Origin of the sequence: Oligoflexus sp. (assembly GCF_035638955.1) — a bacterium.
Classification (GTDB): Bacteria; Bdellovibrionota_B; Oligoflexia; order Oligoflexales; family Oligoflexaceae; genus Oligoflexus.
This window is the reverse complement of the sequence record NZ_DASQYZ010000022.1, coordinates 1-15,758: the sequence shown is the minus strand read 5'-3', so window position 1 is coordinate 15,758 and position 15,758 is coordinate 1. Positions and strand designations below refer to the sequence as shown.

Genomic DNA, 15,758 nt, shown 5'->3' with positions numbered 1-15,758 from the left:
CGTCCATCGGCCGAAATCAGTGTGACAAATGACGGCGCAATCAGCGAATCCTTGTACAAAATAAACGCCTGGCGAACGTTGCCGTCGGGTTTGACGTCCATCGTCTTTTCGGTTTTATCCGGGAGCTGCCCGGGTTCCTTGAGACTCTGCGTCAGCCACAACCCTGACACGACCAGCATCTGGGCCACAAAACCTTCGAGTCGGTCGCTGCCGTTGAGCATGAGAGGCAAATTTTTGGATGTCTTTCGCGCCTGCAGATCGCGTTTCAAAACCCCCAGCTCTTCCGGATCGGGCTGGCGCCACGCCTCCTTTTCACTGGTGACGAGGTCGATGGCATGAAAGGCCAGGGTTTGATCGCTTCGATTGGTCATGGTGCAGGTCAGGACTACCCAGCTGCTCATTCCCTGCAGATTCTCAGGCTGGCATTCTGCATCCCAGGCCGCGGCCGGTTGATTCGAATCATACGCGCGAGAGCCCGTAACACAGGCTCCCACAAGGGTCAAACTGAGAAGCATAATGAATCGAACCGTCACGTTGCCTCCATTGCAAGAATGGGATCATTAAAGCGGAATGGACGCGTACCAGTCGAGTATAATTTTGGTGTCCGCATCCGAGAGCGCATTCGGAGCAGGCGGCATGGTTTTATTCATCAGATGGGTTTTGTAGGCCGCTGCCTTGTCCGTTGCAGACTGCTGCGTATCATAACCTGGGTGACAGCCGACACAGTTATTTTTCAAAAGGGGCTGGACGTTGGTTACAAAATTCTGGGCAATGGCCGCCGCTTTTTCATCGGGCAGGCTCAGCTTCAGAGCTTCTTTTTCATAGAGTTTTCCGGCGTTCAAGACAAAGGTCCGGCCCAAAAATGCGATTTCCTTTTCATTGGGTGCCGCAAGCAGCATCGCCACCTGACCCGGGGTTCCAGCCACACCGGGATCGACTTTAAATTTTGCCACGCGCCACTGGAATTGACCGCCCTGGCCTCGCTTCAGCAAAAGAAGCTGCTCGTTGGTCAAAAACCAGAAAGCATCCGCGCCTTCGGCCTGTCCGGCTGCCGTGACTGTCACGACCTGACCGCTCTGTTTCGGCAAATCGAGATTGATCGCACGAACCTTGTCGCCATCACGAACCAGGATATTGGCCTTGGCTTCGCTGCCCAAAATTACGCTGTTAGGTCCCACGTAAAGCACTTTATGCTGCGGGTCCTTGAGCAATTCCGGTGTGACGTTAAGCAGGCTGACCTGACCCAAATCCTCGGACGCCTTGCTTGAAGGAAAGGCAATACTGGACGCACCAAACAACCAAAAATGCTGACCTTCCTGCACAAACATGCGCGAACCGGCCGGGATGCTCACGTTAGTTTGGAGTTTGCTGAGAACTCCAAGTTTTTCTTCGTCCATCAACCAGCTGAATCCGCTTTTGCTATAAAGCAGAGTCCGGGTTGAACTGATCTTACTGATATGGCTGATGTCATCCAAAAAGCCTTCCGGCATGGCACTGACGTCCACTTCGGAGCCGACTTTGAGCGGTGGCAGTTCACTCCCATCGGTCACAACCGCCTGGCCATCGGGATTCACGGCATCCTCAACCACGGCATCGCCGTTGCCCACCGATTCAATATTCTTGCCGGCCAGGCCACGTTGATTCTCATTTTTCACTTTGGAGCAGTGAGCTCCAAAAAGGGTACATAAACCCAAGAGCAGTCGTCCGATGTTTTTCATGACTCACTCCATCCCCATTTGTAACCACATGAACGCGCAGGCCGCATCACTGAAAAGCTGTCAGTTGAACCTGTTTCACTTTCATAAGACTCGTGCTGGTTGTCCCCAATTGAGTTAAACGCAGCTCAGCTTTGCTCGTAATCTTATCCACGCAGCTGGCAACGTCCAAAAGCTGCATCGCTTTGGGTCGAGCTGTAATGGTCACAGTTTGAAATTCGCCCTTGTTCGCTTCATCACTGAAGCAGCGCACTTCAACTTTGATATCTTTCAACTCTTCGGCTGTTCCATCCACCTGGGTCCAGGTGAATCCCAGCTGACGAATGGGGGCTTTGGCATCCCACAGGCCGGCCTTGGTAAAGTCGAATTCGTTCAAACTGTTGGTCAGATAAAGGGTGGCCCCGGTGAAGTCGGTATACATATAAGGATCACCACCGTTGCCGACTTTTTCTGCTATCTTCACCGCATCAATACCCTGGGCGGCATTGCCAGGCACCTTGAGCTTGATCAGGTAAACATCACCGACACCGCGCACCATGCCGACCATATTGCCGTCACCGAGTGCGCTCATGGGTCCGATTTGGGCCCCGATGCTTTCCATCAAATTATAGGTCGCGAAGCCTTTGCATTCAGGCGTCTTATACAGGCAATCATGCGGATAGATGCTAAGATTGGTCCCGGCTGTGCCCCAGACCATCGCCTGGCGCGGTTCAAAAGCCAGAGTATAATAACCTGTGGTATTGAATACATTGCCCAAACGGTCCCCCGACATCGCATAGCTGCCGTTGCCAACAGCGTTGGGACCCACTGTCAAAGCCGGCAGATTGGTCGATGCAAAGGCTTTGTTGGGTGCCTTATTCAAATCCAATGCTGTCATGGTTTTAAGGTCAATGCCGGCGGTTGTTCCGTTAAAATATTGGCCATAGTATTGCAGTCGAACCTGGTCCACATAACAGCTGTAGCCCCACTGCAGTTCGGTGACTTTCACCGGCGCCGTGACGGTGGCAAACTTCGGAGCATAGGGCAACTTATCGTCCTGCTCGATCTCGACAAAGTTGCCCAGGCCGTAGCCGATGCCCACAAAACGCTTGCCGTTCTTTCGATAGCTCACGATACAGCTGCGTTCGGTATCCGCGACACCGGCCAGGCGGAAATAATAGCCTTTGGCGGGATCCTTATCGATCGCGCCTTCTGGAATTCCATCATGCAGAAAATAAAGGTGCCCGCCGTTTTTCGCGAGCATCACCGCACCACCTTCAAGCACATACGTGCGGGTCCCGCTGGCCGGCGTGGCTGCGGTCCAAATCTTGCGACTCTTGATCGCACCTTTTTCCAGGCGCATATGATGCACATCACCGGCCGCCGTCGCCACCCAGATATGATTCTCTTCATTGGCGACCAAAGCCTTGGCTTCAAAACCACCTTTGAAGCTCGGATTCAGAGGAGTATCGTTGATGTTTTCAGCAAGAATGGCCGCATTCGCTGCCGACGTTGTCGTGGCGGGAACTTCTTCCACAACCACCGTGGTCTCGGGCTGATCGGTAACAGCCGTGGCCGTCCCGCCGCGCAGTCCGCTTTTATTGCAGGCGCTTCCCCCACATATCAGGAGGATGATCAACATTTTGTGCCAGATACCTGTCATAAACCCTGCTCCCTATGAATCAAGCTTGCTTGCGATGTTTTAATAGAGGCCTATGGAAGCAGCGGCCACGTTTTCATTGACCATGTATACGGCCCAGCTTGTGGCACTGCGCTTCTCACCTTTGGCATCTATGCCTTCAATCATGGCAATGCCGCTCAGATCGAGGCTGCCGTCACAGATCAAAGCGGATCCCATCAGCGAACCGTCGAGCGTGGCAATATCCTGGTTGCTGCAATCGGTATCGCGATAAGCCGATTCCAACTGCGACCAGGTTTTGGTGAAACGAATCCTGCCGGCGTTGTCACGGAAGTTGATCGTCGTGTCACCTTTGTCGCTGGTGAGCATACGTCCGCCCCACATGATATTGAGTTTGAGCGGACCACGTTTCGCGGGAGTGGAAGCCAGCAGTCTATTGACGGCGATCGGCTGCATCGAGACCACTTCACCAAGTTTGGGCGAGGTGTAGCGCGGCTGTCGCGAACAGGCCGAAAGTGTCATGACCAACGTGAGCCCAACAAGGCTCCAGGCCAAGCGTTGCAGGTCTTGCATAGTGATCCCTTCCCATAAACTTTCTCGTGGGGTGCTTATCGGTTGATAATCCAGCCCTTATGAGAATTTTTATTTTGTTCCATAACTCCTTGTTATTTGGAGATTATTCGGGAAGGATTTGAATTTTTACGGCGGACGTAAAACGGGTAAGTCCAGATAATCTGAGCTTATTAAGGCCCGACCGTCCCCCCTACGAGGGATGGCGGGCACTTCCAAAATTCCCCATGTAGGATCACACCGACAGCCTGGATCTCCTGCTCTTCATGAAAAGATAACCTCCAGCCAGAATGCCGGAAACCACCAGAGCCTTTTTGATAAAGCCCTCGCGGTTATATTTCCACTCGGCCTTCCAGCCCATTTCAGCGAAAATATTGGGAATGTGGCCCTTCCGCAGATCATCGATCAGGCCTTCCACAACGTTGATGCGATCCGCCAGCAGGATCGGCAGCCACCGGGCGGGGCGACCCTCACCAAACGAGTACGCATATTCCTTGATACGCCCACTGAGTCCTGTCGGGGGAACCGAGGTTCCAAACACCGGCGGCATGCGCGGGTGCTCGATGGATTTAAAAATCTTCATGGTCCGTGGCTGCAATTCGGGAATATCCCAGTGAGCTCCCGTCCCGTGTTCCGGGGTCTTTTCCATGGGAACAGCCGGACGATTGGCCTTATCGAGATCAGCGCCCCAGCCTGGAATTTGTGAGGTTTCAACATGCATCATAAAATTATGTCCTTTCAAAAACTGCCTCGGGGTGGCATCAAAACGGTTTTGATACAGTTATCAAGTTTGCTCGAGAACATGTGGTAAGCGTCCGAGACTTCCTGCAGCGGCACTCGATGCGTGATGATCGCTTTGGGATCCAGACGACCGGCTTGAATATGCTCAATGAGGCGAGGCAAATGCCGTTTCACACTGGCCTGGTTCATGCGCAGCGTCAGCCCCTTATTGATGGCGTTGCCGATCGGTACCGCATTGAAGGTGGGACCATACACGCCCACAATCGATACGTTGCCGCCTTTGCGAACCGAGTTGATTGCCCAATAGAGGGCTGTCGCGGCGCCCGCCTGCATTTTCATCTTCACCCCGGTCAACCGCTGGAGCATGCTGCCCGAGGCTTCAGCGCCAACGGCATCGATCACAACATCCGGCCCCAGGTAATCTGTAATTTTTTTCAGATGCACGACGATGTCATCATGCTCCTTAAAGTTGATCACTTCACAAGGTGCATATTTCTTAACGAATTCCAGACGATAGTCGATATGATCGACGACGATCACGCGGCCGGCTCCAAAGAGCCAGGCGCAGCGTGCCGCAAAAATACCGACAGGACCTGCACCAAAGACCACGACGGTGTCGCCTTCCTTGATATCACCCATTTCTGCGCCTTGATATCCAGTTGGCAAGGCATCCGTGCACATCAGCGCGTCCTCTTCGTCGACATCTTCAGGAATAACGAGGGGTCCGATGTCGGCAAAGGGAACCCGGACGTACTCCGCCTGGCCTCCATCATAGCCGCCCGCTGTGTGCGAATAACCGAAGATCGCGCCGACGGCAGTGGCCTCGGGATTGGTATTGTGGCAGTTGCTGTAGAGTTCCTTCGAACAGAAATAACAGGAGCCGCAGGAAATATTGAACGGAATCAGAACATGATCGCCGACGCGCAGGTTCTGGACTGAGGAACCCACGTCTTCCACGACGCCGGTAAACTCATGACCAAAGGTCGTTCCCACCCGCGTATCAGGAATAAGGCCGTGATAAAGATGTAAATCCGAGCCACAGATAGCGGAGCGGGTCACCCGGACTATGGCATCATTCGGATGTTCCACTTTGGGTTCCGCTTTCTGTTCCGCGCGCACTCGGTAGGGGCCGCGGTAGGTCATTGCTAACATAATCACCTCCAACGTTAAGCCAACTGATAAAACAGTAAGCAAAAGCGAGGCCACGGGATTGGGTGATCCATCTATGTCACACCTGGGGGGGCGGAGTTGTTGGTTGCGCAAAGCAGCCAACAACTCCGGTGTTGCCTGCGCAAAACAGCCAACACCCCCGACGTTGCCTGCGTAAAGCAGCCAACACCCCCCGGTGTTACCTGTAAAAGGCAGCTTGTCCTCATGACCGGTGTCCAGTAGATTGCCTGAAGGAGACTGGAAAGGAATGCCCATGATATTCAGGCAGCTGTTTGATCGCGAAACGTCCACCTATACCTATCTTCTAGCCGACGCCGACACCAAGGAAGCGGTTCTGATTGATCCGGTGCAAGAGCAGGTCGACCGTGACCTCAGGTTACTTGGAGAACTGGATCTGCGGCTCCTCTATGTGCTGGATACGCATGTGCATGCGGATCACATCACCGCAGCCGGCGTACTGCGGGCGCGCACATCCTGCAAGACCGGTCTCTCCAAAGTGAGCGGCGTGGAATGCGCCGACCTGCAGTTAGCCGAACCTGATACTTTGACCTTGGGCAGGATAGTGATCCATGTTCTGGAAACGCCCGGTCATACCAATGGCTGTTTGAGTTATCGGGTGGGGGATAGGGTCTTTACCGGGGACACGCTGCTCATTCGCGGCTGTGGCCGTACGGATTTTCAAAACGGCAATGCGCCGAAGCTCTACGATTCGGTCACGCAAAAACTCTTCACTCTGCCTGAATCGACGCTGGTCTTCCCGGGCCATGACTATCGAGGCATGACCTCGTCCACCATTGGTGAGGAAAAGCATTTCAATCCCAGGCTGACCAAAACCCGCGACGACTTTATTCAATTCATGCGCGATCTGAAATTGGATCATCCTAAGAAAATCATGGAAGCCGTGCCAGCCAACCTTGAATGCGGCCTGCGTGGCAACACTGCGGGTGGCAGCGGGTCCTTGTGAAAAACCCGCCTGCCCTGGGCGTCACCTTCATGTTATAATGAACCCATTCACGGACATTCCAGGACCAGGAGACGGCATGGCCCAGCCCATCGAATTCAGGGAAATTCCACTCTTTCGGTATTTCGAAGCTGATGCGCGCCAGGAGCTCCCCAACTGGTTCACCTGGAGACAAGGCAAGCAGGGCGACATTATCCTTTCGTATGGGAAATCCGTTCCGGGCATTTTTATCATCGCGGAAGGCGAAGTCGCGGTCACCATACCCAAGGTCGACAGCGCGTTGGCCATTTTGAAAAGTGGTCAATGCTTCGGTGAAATGTCGCTGGTTGAAGAAGTGGAAACGGCATCAGCTACGGTCACCATTCATTCCGCAACCGCCAAACTGATGTTCTGTTCCGTCGGGGATTTTAAGAAGATTCTAGTGAATATGCCCGGCTGCGCCTATTCCTTTTATAAGGGCGCGGCCCTTTTGTTGTCGTCGCGACTTCGCCATGTCAACAGCAAGATGAACGAGGAAATCTCAGAAGTCCATAGCCTCATCAGCGGTATTTTAACAGATTCCCAAGTGCCGCGACAGCTGACGGAAACCATGTCTGAAGTCAATCAGACCGGCGCCGCTGTTGTCAGCAAGCTTATGCAGGTGATGCCGCTGCTCACCAATCTGCAAAAGAAATTTCCTGACACGCGCACCGATCTGGAGCATTTGCAAAAAGTTCTAGAAGACGTTTTTCTGATCGATTCCCAAAATTTTGATCGCATTTCCCAACAGCTGGATTTGATTTTTCAACAGTTTGAAAACATCAAACGCATCGCCAATGGTGGCACAGCCATTCCGCTTGCAGGGGACCGAAACCTTTTCAAGAAACCGGCTTGAGTCCGCCCGCCCAACCTAAAAACCCCCACGTAAAAACTCTGTCTCTCCTCAGCTACAAAGCGCGTGAACGGTATCTTTCCTCAAAAAAGGAATGATTTTTTGCGCCGGAATACTTACAAAAGACCCATGTGAAATTCCGGTTCCCGTTCAATTTAACCGACCCAGCCCAATCGTGCTTTCGGTTCTGTCTCGCAAAGGAGACCGATTATGGAAAAAATTTTTTACGCCTGGCTGCTGATTGTAGCGAGCGCAGCGGCTTTCTCTGGTCTTCGGCAGGCCCAATATGTGTGGGATGACCGTCGGGCCCTCGGCCTGGTGGATACCACCGACCAGCCCGTCAGGACAGCGCCTGCTGCAGCTATCCGCGAGAGCTGGAAGATCAATCAGGGCGAGCCTTACCAGCCGGTCACGCGAACGCTCTGGAGCCTCGTGCAGGCTGTGTCACCCGACCAGCAAAGAACGCCATCCGTTATGCATTGGCTGAGTTTTGGTTTGCATGTGGCCAACAGTATCCTGGTGATGTTGATTCTGACTCTGGCTCTGCAAAGCAGCGGAGCCGCATTTGTGGGCGCCCTGCTGTTTGCGCTGCATCCGCTACAGGTGGAACCGGTCGCTTACATTGCAGCTACTCCGTATGTGCTGGGTGCTTTTTTTGCTTTGCTGGCTCTTTGGCAGTATCTGGTTTACGGCGAGATGCGCACCGCCGACTCTCGCACCAGTGCGCGGCGGCCGCTGCAAGTGGCCACGATCAGCTTTATTCTGGCCCTGCTGACAACGCCAGCCACAGCCATAACTCCGCTGGTTGCGATGCTGCTGGTGAACATTCTGCCCAAACGCAGTTCGTTATCTGTCTCACGCGTCCCGGTATGGCCGCTGTTCCTATGGGCGCTGCTGGCGATTGCTCCGGTCATCTGGGCCATACGCGCGGATCCCACACAAACTCTGGCTGACCAAACACCGTTCTGGTATCGCCCGTTTGTAGCCGGTGACGCCCTGATGTTCTATATCACCAAACTCCTGGCACCCGTCATGCTCGGCCCCGATTACGGCCGCTCGCCCAAGTTTGTGATGGATCATTGGTGGGGCTATCTCACCTGGCTGCTGCCTTTTATCATCGTCATGTTCATTGGCTACAGTCGCGGCCAGTTGCAAAGAATTTTTCTGGCTGCGTTCGGTATTTTTGTAACAGCTCTGCTGCCGTATCTCGGTTTTATTCTCTTTTCAAAGCAGGCCACTTCCACCGTCGCGAACACATTTTCCTATTTCGCTATGCTGGGCCCAGCCCTGGGCATCGCTGGCGCTGTGGCTTTGGGGCGGCGCGCCTGGCTGCCCGCAGTCTTTGCGGTCGCTATTGCGAGCTTCGGTTATCTGACCTTCCGCAACGTTCTGCACTGGCAAAATGATAAGGCTCTTTGGGAGCATGCGATCGTCATCAATCCCAATAGTCCGGTGGTGCATGCAACCCTGGGTGACACCTATCGGCGCGAGGGTCAGTGGGAAAAGGCCAAGATGCATTATGAACAGGTGCTGAAGGTCAATCAGATCAATCCCGATATTCACTTTTACCTGGGCGAAATCGAACAGCGGCTCGGTTCTGCCGCCAAGGCTTCGGCACTGTTTGAGAAGACCTTGGAACTGAATCCAAACTTCACCGAAGCGCATAATCGTCTGGGTCTGGCTTATTATGATCAAGGCAATTATGAAAAGGCCCTGGTGCATTTTCAAAAAGCGGTGGATCGTGCCCCGAATAATGGCACCAATCTTCGCTACCTGGGCATGCTTTATGTGAGACGGGGGCAGTACAACGAAGCGATTCCCTATCTTGAAAAAGCCCTTGGCCTCACCGATGGCAGTCAGATTGCAGAACGCGCTCAGTCGCATGCTCTTCTAGGTTTGGCCTTATCCCGAACAGGCCAGGGTCAGAAGGCTCAAACTCATCTGGAATCAGCTGTCAAACTTGATCCCAACGATCATATTGCGCAACGCACACTCGGCGATATTTACTATGGCCAGAGTTCTTTCCATCAGGCGCGCCCGCATTATGAAAAGGCCGTGAAGGCCAATCCCAAGGACCCGGAATTGAACCGCAACCTTGGCAATGTGCTCGCCTATGCCAAGGAATATGATCAGGCGGTGGTTTATTTCAACAAGGCCTTGGAAATCAAACCCGACTGGCCTGAAGTCCTCACGAGTCTGGGCACATCCTATTTCCATCTGAAGAGGACAGCCGATGCCTCGGAGACTTTGAAGCGCAGTCTGGCCTTGAAACCAGACCAGGCGGATCCGCATCAGGTCCTGGGTGATATCGCGCGTTGGCAAGGCAAGAATGCGGAAGCCAACGGAGAATATTATCGTGCTCTGAAGATCAATCCTGATCATCCCGAAGCGAATTATCGCTTGGGCAATTGGTTCTTGAAAAAAGAGCGACGCGCTGAAGCTATTCATCATTACAAGATTGCCCTGCGAGGTGCGCCGAACGAAAGCCGTTACCTGTCGCAGCTGCGACGTGCCGAACGAAACACGGACGCGCCTGAGCAAGGGTCGGCTGATGCCACGATGTGAGCCCGGCCACGCACCCAATCAAAGGTCGGCCGATGCCTCGATGTGAGCCGTCCCACGTGCCAGCTTCAGCTGAAGCCACCACCTGAGCGAGAAACCACGCCCTACTCTACCGTTTCCATTTCCAAATTACGATTTCCGGGATTTGTCCTGGGGATTGTCCGAAGGGGTCCCAAGCAGAGACTTTAAGTCTCGGCACCCTGGAGGAGCCTGCATGTTCAAGATTCTATCGAACTCGATGAAAGTCGTTCTGCCCCTGCAACTGGCAGCGTGCGGCAGCGACACCCCGTCTTTTCAAGAAAAGCCTCAATCTATCATCAAGGTTTCTGTCAACACAGCTGAAGACCCCAGCACTGCCTCAGGCGAAAGTTTTGACATCGACACCCTCGTGAACGGCGCTGCGTCGGATGACTTTGGCAGCGCGGACGCCACCGCGGGAGGCATCAATTCAGCTGCCAATCCAGGCAACACACCTGATTCTGGCACACCTGAGAATTTTCCCGGTACGGGCCGTACCGGATCACCCGGTCGCTCTTCTGCCGATCAAACGGTGCCCGCGCCTTTGGAACCCGTCGATGCACAGCCCCGCCCCACTCCCGACGCCAAAGCTGTGGCCAAGGCCTGCGCTCCTGCCATGCGAAATTTAGGCAAGCCATTAACCGTGGTGAATGTCGATGACAGAAGTAGCAACATAGTCATTTCACCCAATAGCGTGATCGCGTTAAAGTTAACGGGAAATCGCGTTAAGGTTGTCCTCGATCTCGACAGCGCCACGCCTCTAACCGGCGTGTGTTTCTTCCTCGCCGGTCATGAACCGGAGCTGCAGTTCTCCACCGCTTCAGTGGTCCAGGCCGTGGCTGTGATAGAAACCGGTGATCAGGCCAAGGCTCAGATCACTCTCACAGGCGGCAGCAGCGAAAGTCTCTCTGTGGACTTGCGCGGGCACAACCCAAGCCTGGACATCTCCGGTGTCAGCAGTAGCCTTTGCGAGGCCGCACTTCAGAAAAATCCTGGTTCCGATCTGACCTGTCGCCCCTGATCTTGCGCGATGAAAACCGCAGCCCGCCTTTCAAGGCGGGATGAATTACGTCTATTATCTAGTATTTCCAGCGACCTACAACCCGGCACATCCGTCCCTTTCCAGCCCCGCCCATTGGCTCCCTTAATCTTCAGTCGAAAACTCCGACAAACCCAGGGGTACCCTTTATCGTGGATACGCGCGCATGAAACGTTGGCTTGAGCTTTGGCTGCCACTCCTCTTCACTATGATCCTGCTGTTCGACCGGCAGCATGCCCTTGCGAACGGTGCGCCTCTCCAAGCCATTCCCTTGAATAAGGACGCCGAGGTCACTCCTCTGCGCGAAGGGATGTTTTACTTTGAAGACCTGGCGCAAAACACCAGCCTCGAACAGGTGTATCAACGCCTGATACAAGGGCAGCTGCGGGAACTTCCGGCCGGGACCAATAACTTTGGTATCAACCATCATGCGTTCTGGTTCGTGGGACGCCTGGACAACGGCACGAAGCAGGAGCAGGATTTCATCTTTGAACTCAATTATGCTCTGCTGGATCAGGTCAACTTTTATATACTCGATACAGACGGCCAAATCGTTGATCAGAAGGTCGCAGGCGATCGCCTGAAACTCGCCGACCGGACCCTGAAAATCAAAAATCCATCGTTCCCCATGCGCCTCCCAGCTGAGACATCACGTCTCTTTGCGGTTCGCATTGAAACTCTGGGCACGTTGACGTTTACCCCACGCATCTGGAAACCGGCCGCGTTTATCGAGATGATCAACCAGCAGCAGTATGTGTTTGGCCTGTACTATGGCATGGCCTTCATGATGATCATCTATAACCTTTTTATGCTGTATTCTCTGCGGGAGCGGGTTTTCTTCGCCTATGTGGCCTATATCAGTATTTACAGCATTTTTCAGATGGCCTTGAATGGCATCGGCTATGAATTCTTCTGGTCGAACTCGCCGATCTGGTCCAACTATGCAATCCCCATCACGGCCTGCCTCAGCCTGCTGGCGGGCCTGGAGTTTACAGAAGCCTATTTAAATCTTAAAACCAGGGCCAGAACTCTCTATCGAACGGGCCTGATTCTAAAATCTTTGGTGCTCTTTTTACTGGTCATGTGTGCTTTCTGGGACTATGGCGAGCTTTTGAAGTTCGCCAGTCTGCTCGGCGGTGTCTGCTTCGTCTTCTGGCTAGTCGCTGGTTTCCACGGCATCTTTAAGGGCTACCGACCCGCGCGCTTCTTCAGCCTGGCCTGGACAGTCTTTTGCCTGGGGCATGTGATTCTTTCCCTGCGTAACCTGGGCTGGCTACCGAGTAATTTCGTAACTCTCTACGGCGCGCAAATTGGTTCATGCCTTGAAATGATCGTCCTGGCCATTGGTATTGCGGACCGCATCAACGAGGAACGGCAGGAAGCCATGCGGGCCAAGGAAGACGCTCTCCGCATTGAAAAGAAAGCGAATCAGGATCAGCTTCGTTTAAACGCTTCCTTTGAACGTTTTGTGCCGCATGATTTTATTGAGCTGCTCGGCAAACGCGATATCCTGGAAGTGGAATTGGGTCAGAGTGTGGAAAAGGATCTTACGACCCTCTTTTGCGATATCCGCGCCTATACCACTCTCAGTGAAAAACTGGGTGCCCAGCAGGGTTTTGCCTTCCTGATCTCATACTATCAATTCGTTGCGCCCCTGGTGCGAAGCCATCACGGAGTCATTGATAAATACATTGGTGACGCCATCATGGGCATTTTTGAACGCGAAGCCGACGACGCGATTCAAGCCGGCCTGGCCCTGCTGACCCGAGTGGGCGAATTCAATGCCGCTCATGTGTGGGCCGGGCAGCCCATTGAAATAGGCATTGGCATCAATACCGGCTGGTCCATGCTGGGTGTGATCGGCGAAGCGTCCCGTTTGGAAGGAACTGTTATCGGCGATGCTGTGAACCTCGCGGCGCGTTTGGAAAAAGCCACCGTGGAGTTCGGCGCGCCCCTGATTATCACCGGTTCCACCTTTATGGCTATCAAAAGACCTGAAGAGCTGCATATCCGTTACATCGGCCAGACTCAAGTCAAGGGTAAGGCTGAACGGATCGCGCTCTATGAAGTGTATGATCACAACCCCCCAGCCGCTCGACAGATCAAGAAAATGAACCAGATCCTTTGGGAAGAGTGTGTGAAGGCCTATCATGAAGAGCGTTGGAATGAAGCGTTGGATGGTTTCGAGGAACATTTGAGCCAGCTGCCGGATGATCCTATCACCATTAAATATATTCAGCGCTGTCATGAGGGGCTTCTAAGTGTGAGTTTCGCAGCCTGATTTGAATGTGGGGACCAGAACCGATTTATGACCATCTTCCGCTTGCAAAACCTGCCCCACTCCGGGCGCGTCAGCTTCATGATGGCGTTCATGGCCATTCCGGGCTGGGCGCTGGCTGTGGTGGCCATCCTTCTCTTTGAGCAGATTTTCGGCTATAAAAGTGAACTCAGTTTCTTCCAGTTTGCCTTGGTTCCAGGCGGCATGACCGTTTTTGGTCTGCTTGTCACTTATTTTAAACTGTATAAGCTGCTCCGTATTCCTCCGACGCAGATGACTCTTCTCATGACCGCCTGCCATGGCGCCTGGGCTGAATATGTGGTTCTGCAGATTCATGAATCCTATAACGGCTACGTAATCCTGTTTCTTTTCTCGTTTGGCCTGCTTTTCCTTAAGGTCTCGGTCGGTTTCTGGCACACCCTGTTGTTCTCGATAGCCAACCTGGGCCTGGCTTCCTTTTTTATCTATGTGCTCGACATTACGTGGGGAACGGATGAAAAGGTGTTCGTATTTTTCTTCTGCTTTTATGGATTCAGCTCGGCCCTCCTGAATGAGGTAGCCCGTCGTAATTATTTCCAGCTCAAGCTGGAGCAGAAGAAGACCCATCATAGCTTCAGACAGTTGGACAAGGTGTTTTATCCGCATCAGCTGCGCATGATGGAGCAGGGCATGGAACTCGAAAAAACCATGCCCTGTGGGTCAGGGCGCGGTTGCGCGATATTTTTCGATATCATTGCCAGCTCCAAAGTCGAGCATGAAAGGGCCCAGGCTTTGTTCCGGGAAACCTTTGGCCGCTGTAGCCAGCTGATGATGGACCAATACAATGAAGACCGCATGGAGTGTAATGCCTTCCGCATCAATGAAATGGGCGATGGCTTTCTCTGTTCGATTGGCTATCCCTTCCTAGCGCCTCAAGGTCGGCCCAATGCTGAGGTGGCCCTGGAGCTGGCGTATCGCTTTGTGGAAATTTTTGAGCAGAATGTGCAGACCCTTGACTATACGAGCCCGATTTACTGTTCCATTGGGATAGCGTCCGGTGAATTGGAAAGTTTTTACACCACCTATAGGCCCATCGAATATCATATGTACGGGCGCGCGGTGATCCTGGCCACGCGCTATGAAGAGGCGCGCAAGATTGTGGTGCAAACCATCGATCTGAAAGGCTCGATGATCGTCCTGCAGAGTCAGGTCTATCGCAGCCTGCCTGCCAATATTCGGCGGGATTTTGTTGAATTTGATCTGAACGAGAATTCGTTCAAAGTCCGTGATGATCCGTCTGCTACCAAACTCTTCTATCGCATGTTCAACGCAGCTGAGCAAGGCGATCCCGTTCGACGTGATCGCCTCGTCTCGTAGCGGACTTAGCCGGCTTAGCCGGCTTAGCCGGCTTAGCCGGCTTAGCCTTTGACGCAGATCAGCTGCCGCAATTCCTCGATGACTTCAACCAGATCGCTCTGATTCTGCATCACTTCATCGATATTCTTATAGGCCGACGGGATCTCATCCAAAACCCCATCGTCTTTCCGGCATTCGATGCCAGCTGTCTGACGGCGCAGATCGGCTTCGGTGTAAAGATCGCGAGCCTTGGTTCGCGACAAACGACGCCCGGCTCCATGCGAGCAGGAACAGAAGGACTCTGGCTCACCGCGACCTTTGACGATAAAGGATTTCGCTCCCATGGAACCGGGGATAATGCCCAGATCATTGGCAAACGCCCGCACCGCACCTTTCCGAGTCACCCACACATCTTCACCAAAATGCATCTCACGGGCCACATAGTTGTGGTGACAATCAATGAATTCGATAGCATCCGCCTTCATCCGTGATCCCTTGCGATCCCGCAGATCAAACATCGCAATGATTTCATTGAGCACGAGACGGCCCATCGAACGTCGGTTCAGGTAGGCGAATTCCTGAGCCCAGAGCATATCGCTGATATAATGATCAAATTCTCGGGTGCCTTCCAAAAAATAAGCCAGGTCCATATTCGGCAGATCAATGAAGGCTTTCTTCATCAGACCACGGGCAACATTAATATGATGCTGGGCAATCATGTTCCCAACGCCGCGCGAGCCCGGAATAAATCAGCTATTTTGAGACAGTCATAAAAAGAGTTTAGTGTACTTTTCTATCCAAGCACATACATGGATTGCCGTGTGACCGGGATGTTGATCCCGACCTGCTCCTGTGGAATCAGAAGTTTAGGACCACGCTT

General features: G+C 53.3%; 13 protein-coding genes. 6 read left to right on the top strand and 7 right to left on the bottom strand.

Going from position 1 to position 15,758, the window contains the following annotated elements; all coding sequences use genetic code 11:
* The 6 genes from VE954_RS02785 to VE954_RS02760 form a co-directional block, all read right to left on the bottom strand.
* On the bottom strand, window positions 1-533 hold a 533-nt coding region (locus tag VE954_RS02785), incomplete at its 3' end, for a hypothetical protein (protein ID WP_324949428.1).
* Window positions 534-560: 27 nt separating this feature from the next.
* Window positions 561-1,718, bottom strand: a complete 1,158-nt coding sequence (locus VE954_RS02780; protein ID WP_324949426.1) for a hypothetical protein — start codon at window positions 1,716-1,718, stop codon at window positions 561-563.
* A gap of 46 nt (window positions 1,719-1,764) precedes the next feature.
* Window positions 1,765-3,357, bottom strand: coding sequence for a hypothetical protein (locus VE954_RS02775; protein ID WP_324949424.1), 1,593 nt, complete (start codon window positions 3,355-3,357; stop codon window positions 1,765-1,767).
* Between the two features lie 39 nt (window positions 3,358-3,396).
* Entirely contained in the window at window positions 3,397-3,906 is a 510-nt protein-coding gene (locus VE954_RS02770) for a hypothetical protein (RefSeq protein ID WP_324949422.1), read from the bottom strand.
* Between the two features lie 232 nt (window positions 3,907-4,138).
* Window positions 4,139-4,627, bottom strand: a complete 489-nt coding sequence (locus VE954_RS02765; protein ID WP_324949420.1) for a hypothetical protein — start codon at window positions 4,625-4,627, stop codon at window positions 4,139-4,141.
* Window positions 4,628-4,641: 14 nt separating this feature from the next.
* Window positions 4,642-5,796: a zinc-dependent alcohol dehydrogenase gene (locus VE954_RS02760; RefSeq protein WP_324949418.1), complete on the bottom strand. Its 1,155-nt coding sequence runs from the start codon at window positions 5,794-5,796 to the stop codon at window positions 4,642-4,644.
* Window positions 5,797-6,067: 271 nt separating this feature from the next.
* Here VE954_RS02760 and VE954_RS02755 point away from each other — a divergent pair, with 271 nt between their 5' ends.
* From VE954_RS02755 to VE954_RS02730, 6 genes are all read left to right on the top strand, one after another.
* On the top strand, window positions 6,068-6,778 hold the full coding sequence (locus tag VE954_RS02755; RefSeq protein ID WP_349263790.1) for an MBL fold metallo-hydrolase: 711 nt from the start codon (window positions 6,068-6,070) through the stop codon (window positions 6,776-6,778).
* 76 nt (window positions 6,779-6,854) lie between these two features.
* Entirely contained in the window at window positions 6,855-7,649 is a 795-nt protein-coding gene (locus tag VE954_RS02750) for a cyclic nucleotide-binding domain-containing protein (RefSeq protein WP_324949414.1), read from the top strand.
* A 207-nt stretch (window positions 7,650-7,856) separates the two neighbouring features.
* Window positions 7,857-10,211 (top strand): tetratricopeptide repeat protein, encoded by a 2,355-nt coding sequence (locus tag VE954_RS02745; protein WP_324949412.1) that lies wholly within the window; start codon window positions 7,857-7,859, stop codon window positions 10,209-10,211.
* A gap of 211 nt (window positions 10,212-10,422) precedes the next feature.
* Window positions 10,423-11,247, top strand: a complete 825-nt coding sequence (locus tag VE954_RS02740; RefSeq protein ID WP_324949410.1) for a hypothetical protein — start codon at window positions 10,423-10,425, stop codon at window positions 11,245-11,247.
* Window positions 11,248-11,431: 184 nt separating this feature from the next.
* Window positions 11,432-13,546 (top strand): 7TM diverse intracellular signaling domain-containing protein, encoded by a 2,115-nt coding sequence (locus tag VE954_RS02735; RefSeq protein ID WP_324949408.1) that lies wholly within the window; start codon window positions 11,432-11,434, stop codon window positions 13,544-13,546.
* Window positions 13,547-13,573: 27 nt separating this feature from the next.
* A complete protein-coding gene (locus tag VE954_RS02730; protein ID WP_324949406.1) occupies window positions 13,574-14,899 on the top strand; it encodes an adenylate/guanylate cyclase domain-containing protein in 1,326 nt (441 codons plus the stop codon).
* A gap of 41 nt (window positions 14,900-14,940) precedes the next feature.
* Here VE954_RS02730 and VE954_RS02725 read toward each other — a convergent pair whose 3' ends face one another.
* The gene (locus VE954_RS02725) at window positions 14,941-15,624 is read right to left on the bottom strand and encodes an RtcB family protein (protein WP_324949430.1); all 684 of its coding nucleotides are present in this window, start codon (window positions 15,622-15,624) and stop codon (window positions 14,941-14,943) included.
* Window positions 15,625-15,758 lie beyond the last annotated feature (134 nt).

Excerpts from the sequence above, each read along its gene's own strand:
- VE954_RS02765 (WP_324949420.1), bottom strand. The coding sequence starts at position 4,627 with ATGATGCATGTTGAAACCTCACAAATTCCAGGCTGGGGCGCTGATCTC.
- VE954_RS02770 (WP_324949422.1), bottom strand. The coding sequence starts at position 3,906 with ATGCAAGACCTGCAACGCTTGGCCTGGAGCCTTGTTGGGCTCACGTTG.
- VE954_RS02750 (WP_324949414.1), top strand. The coding sequence starts at position 6,855 with ATGGCCCAGCCCATCGAATTCAGGGAAATTCCACTCTTTCGGTATTTC.
- VE954_RS02735 (WP_324949408.1), top strand. The coding sequence starts at position 11,432 with ATGAAACGTTGGCTTGAGCTTTGGCTGCCACTCCTCTTCACTATGATC.
- VE954_RS02740 (WP_324949410.1), top strand. The coding sequence starts at position 10,423 with ATGTTCAAGATTCTATCGAACTCGATGAAAGTCGTTCTGCCCCTGCAA.
- VE954_RS02775 (WP_324949424.1), bottom strand. The coding sequence starts at position 3,357 with ATGACAGGTATCTGGCACAAAATGTTGATCATCCTCCTGATATGTGGG.
- VE954_RS02730 (WP_324949406.1), top strand. The coding sequence starts at position 13,574 with ATGACCATCTTCCGCTTGCAAAACCTGCCCCACTCCGGGCGCGTCAGC.
- VE954_RS02755 (WP_349263790.1), top strand. The coding sequence starts at position 6,068 with ATGATATTCAGGCAGCTGTTTGATCGCGAAACGTCCACCTATACCTAT.
- VE954_RS02760 (WP_324949418.1), bottom strand. The coding sequence starts at position 5,796 with ATGTTAGCAATGACCTACCGCGGCCCCTACCGAGTGCGCGCGGAACAG.
- VE954_RS02745 (WP_324949412.1), top strand. The coding sequence starts at position 7,857 with ATGGAAAAAATTTTTTACGCCTGGCTGCTGATTGTAGCGAGCGCAGCG.
- VE954_RS02780 (WP_324949426.1), bottom strand. The coding sequence starts at position 1,718 with ATGAAAAACATCGGACGACTGCTCTTGGGTTTATGTACCCTTTTTGGA.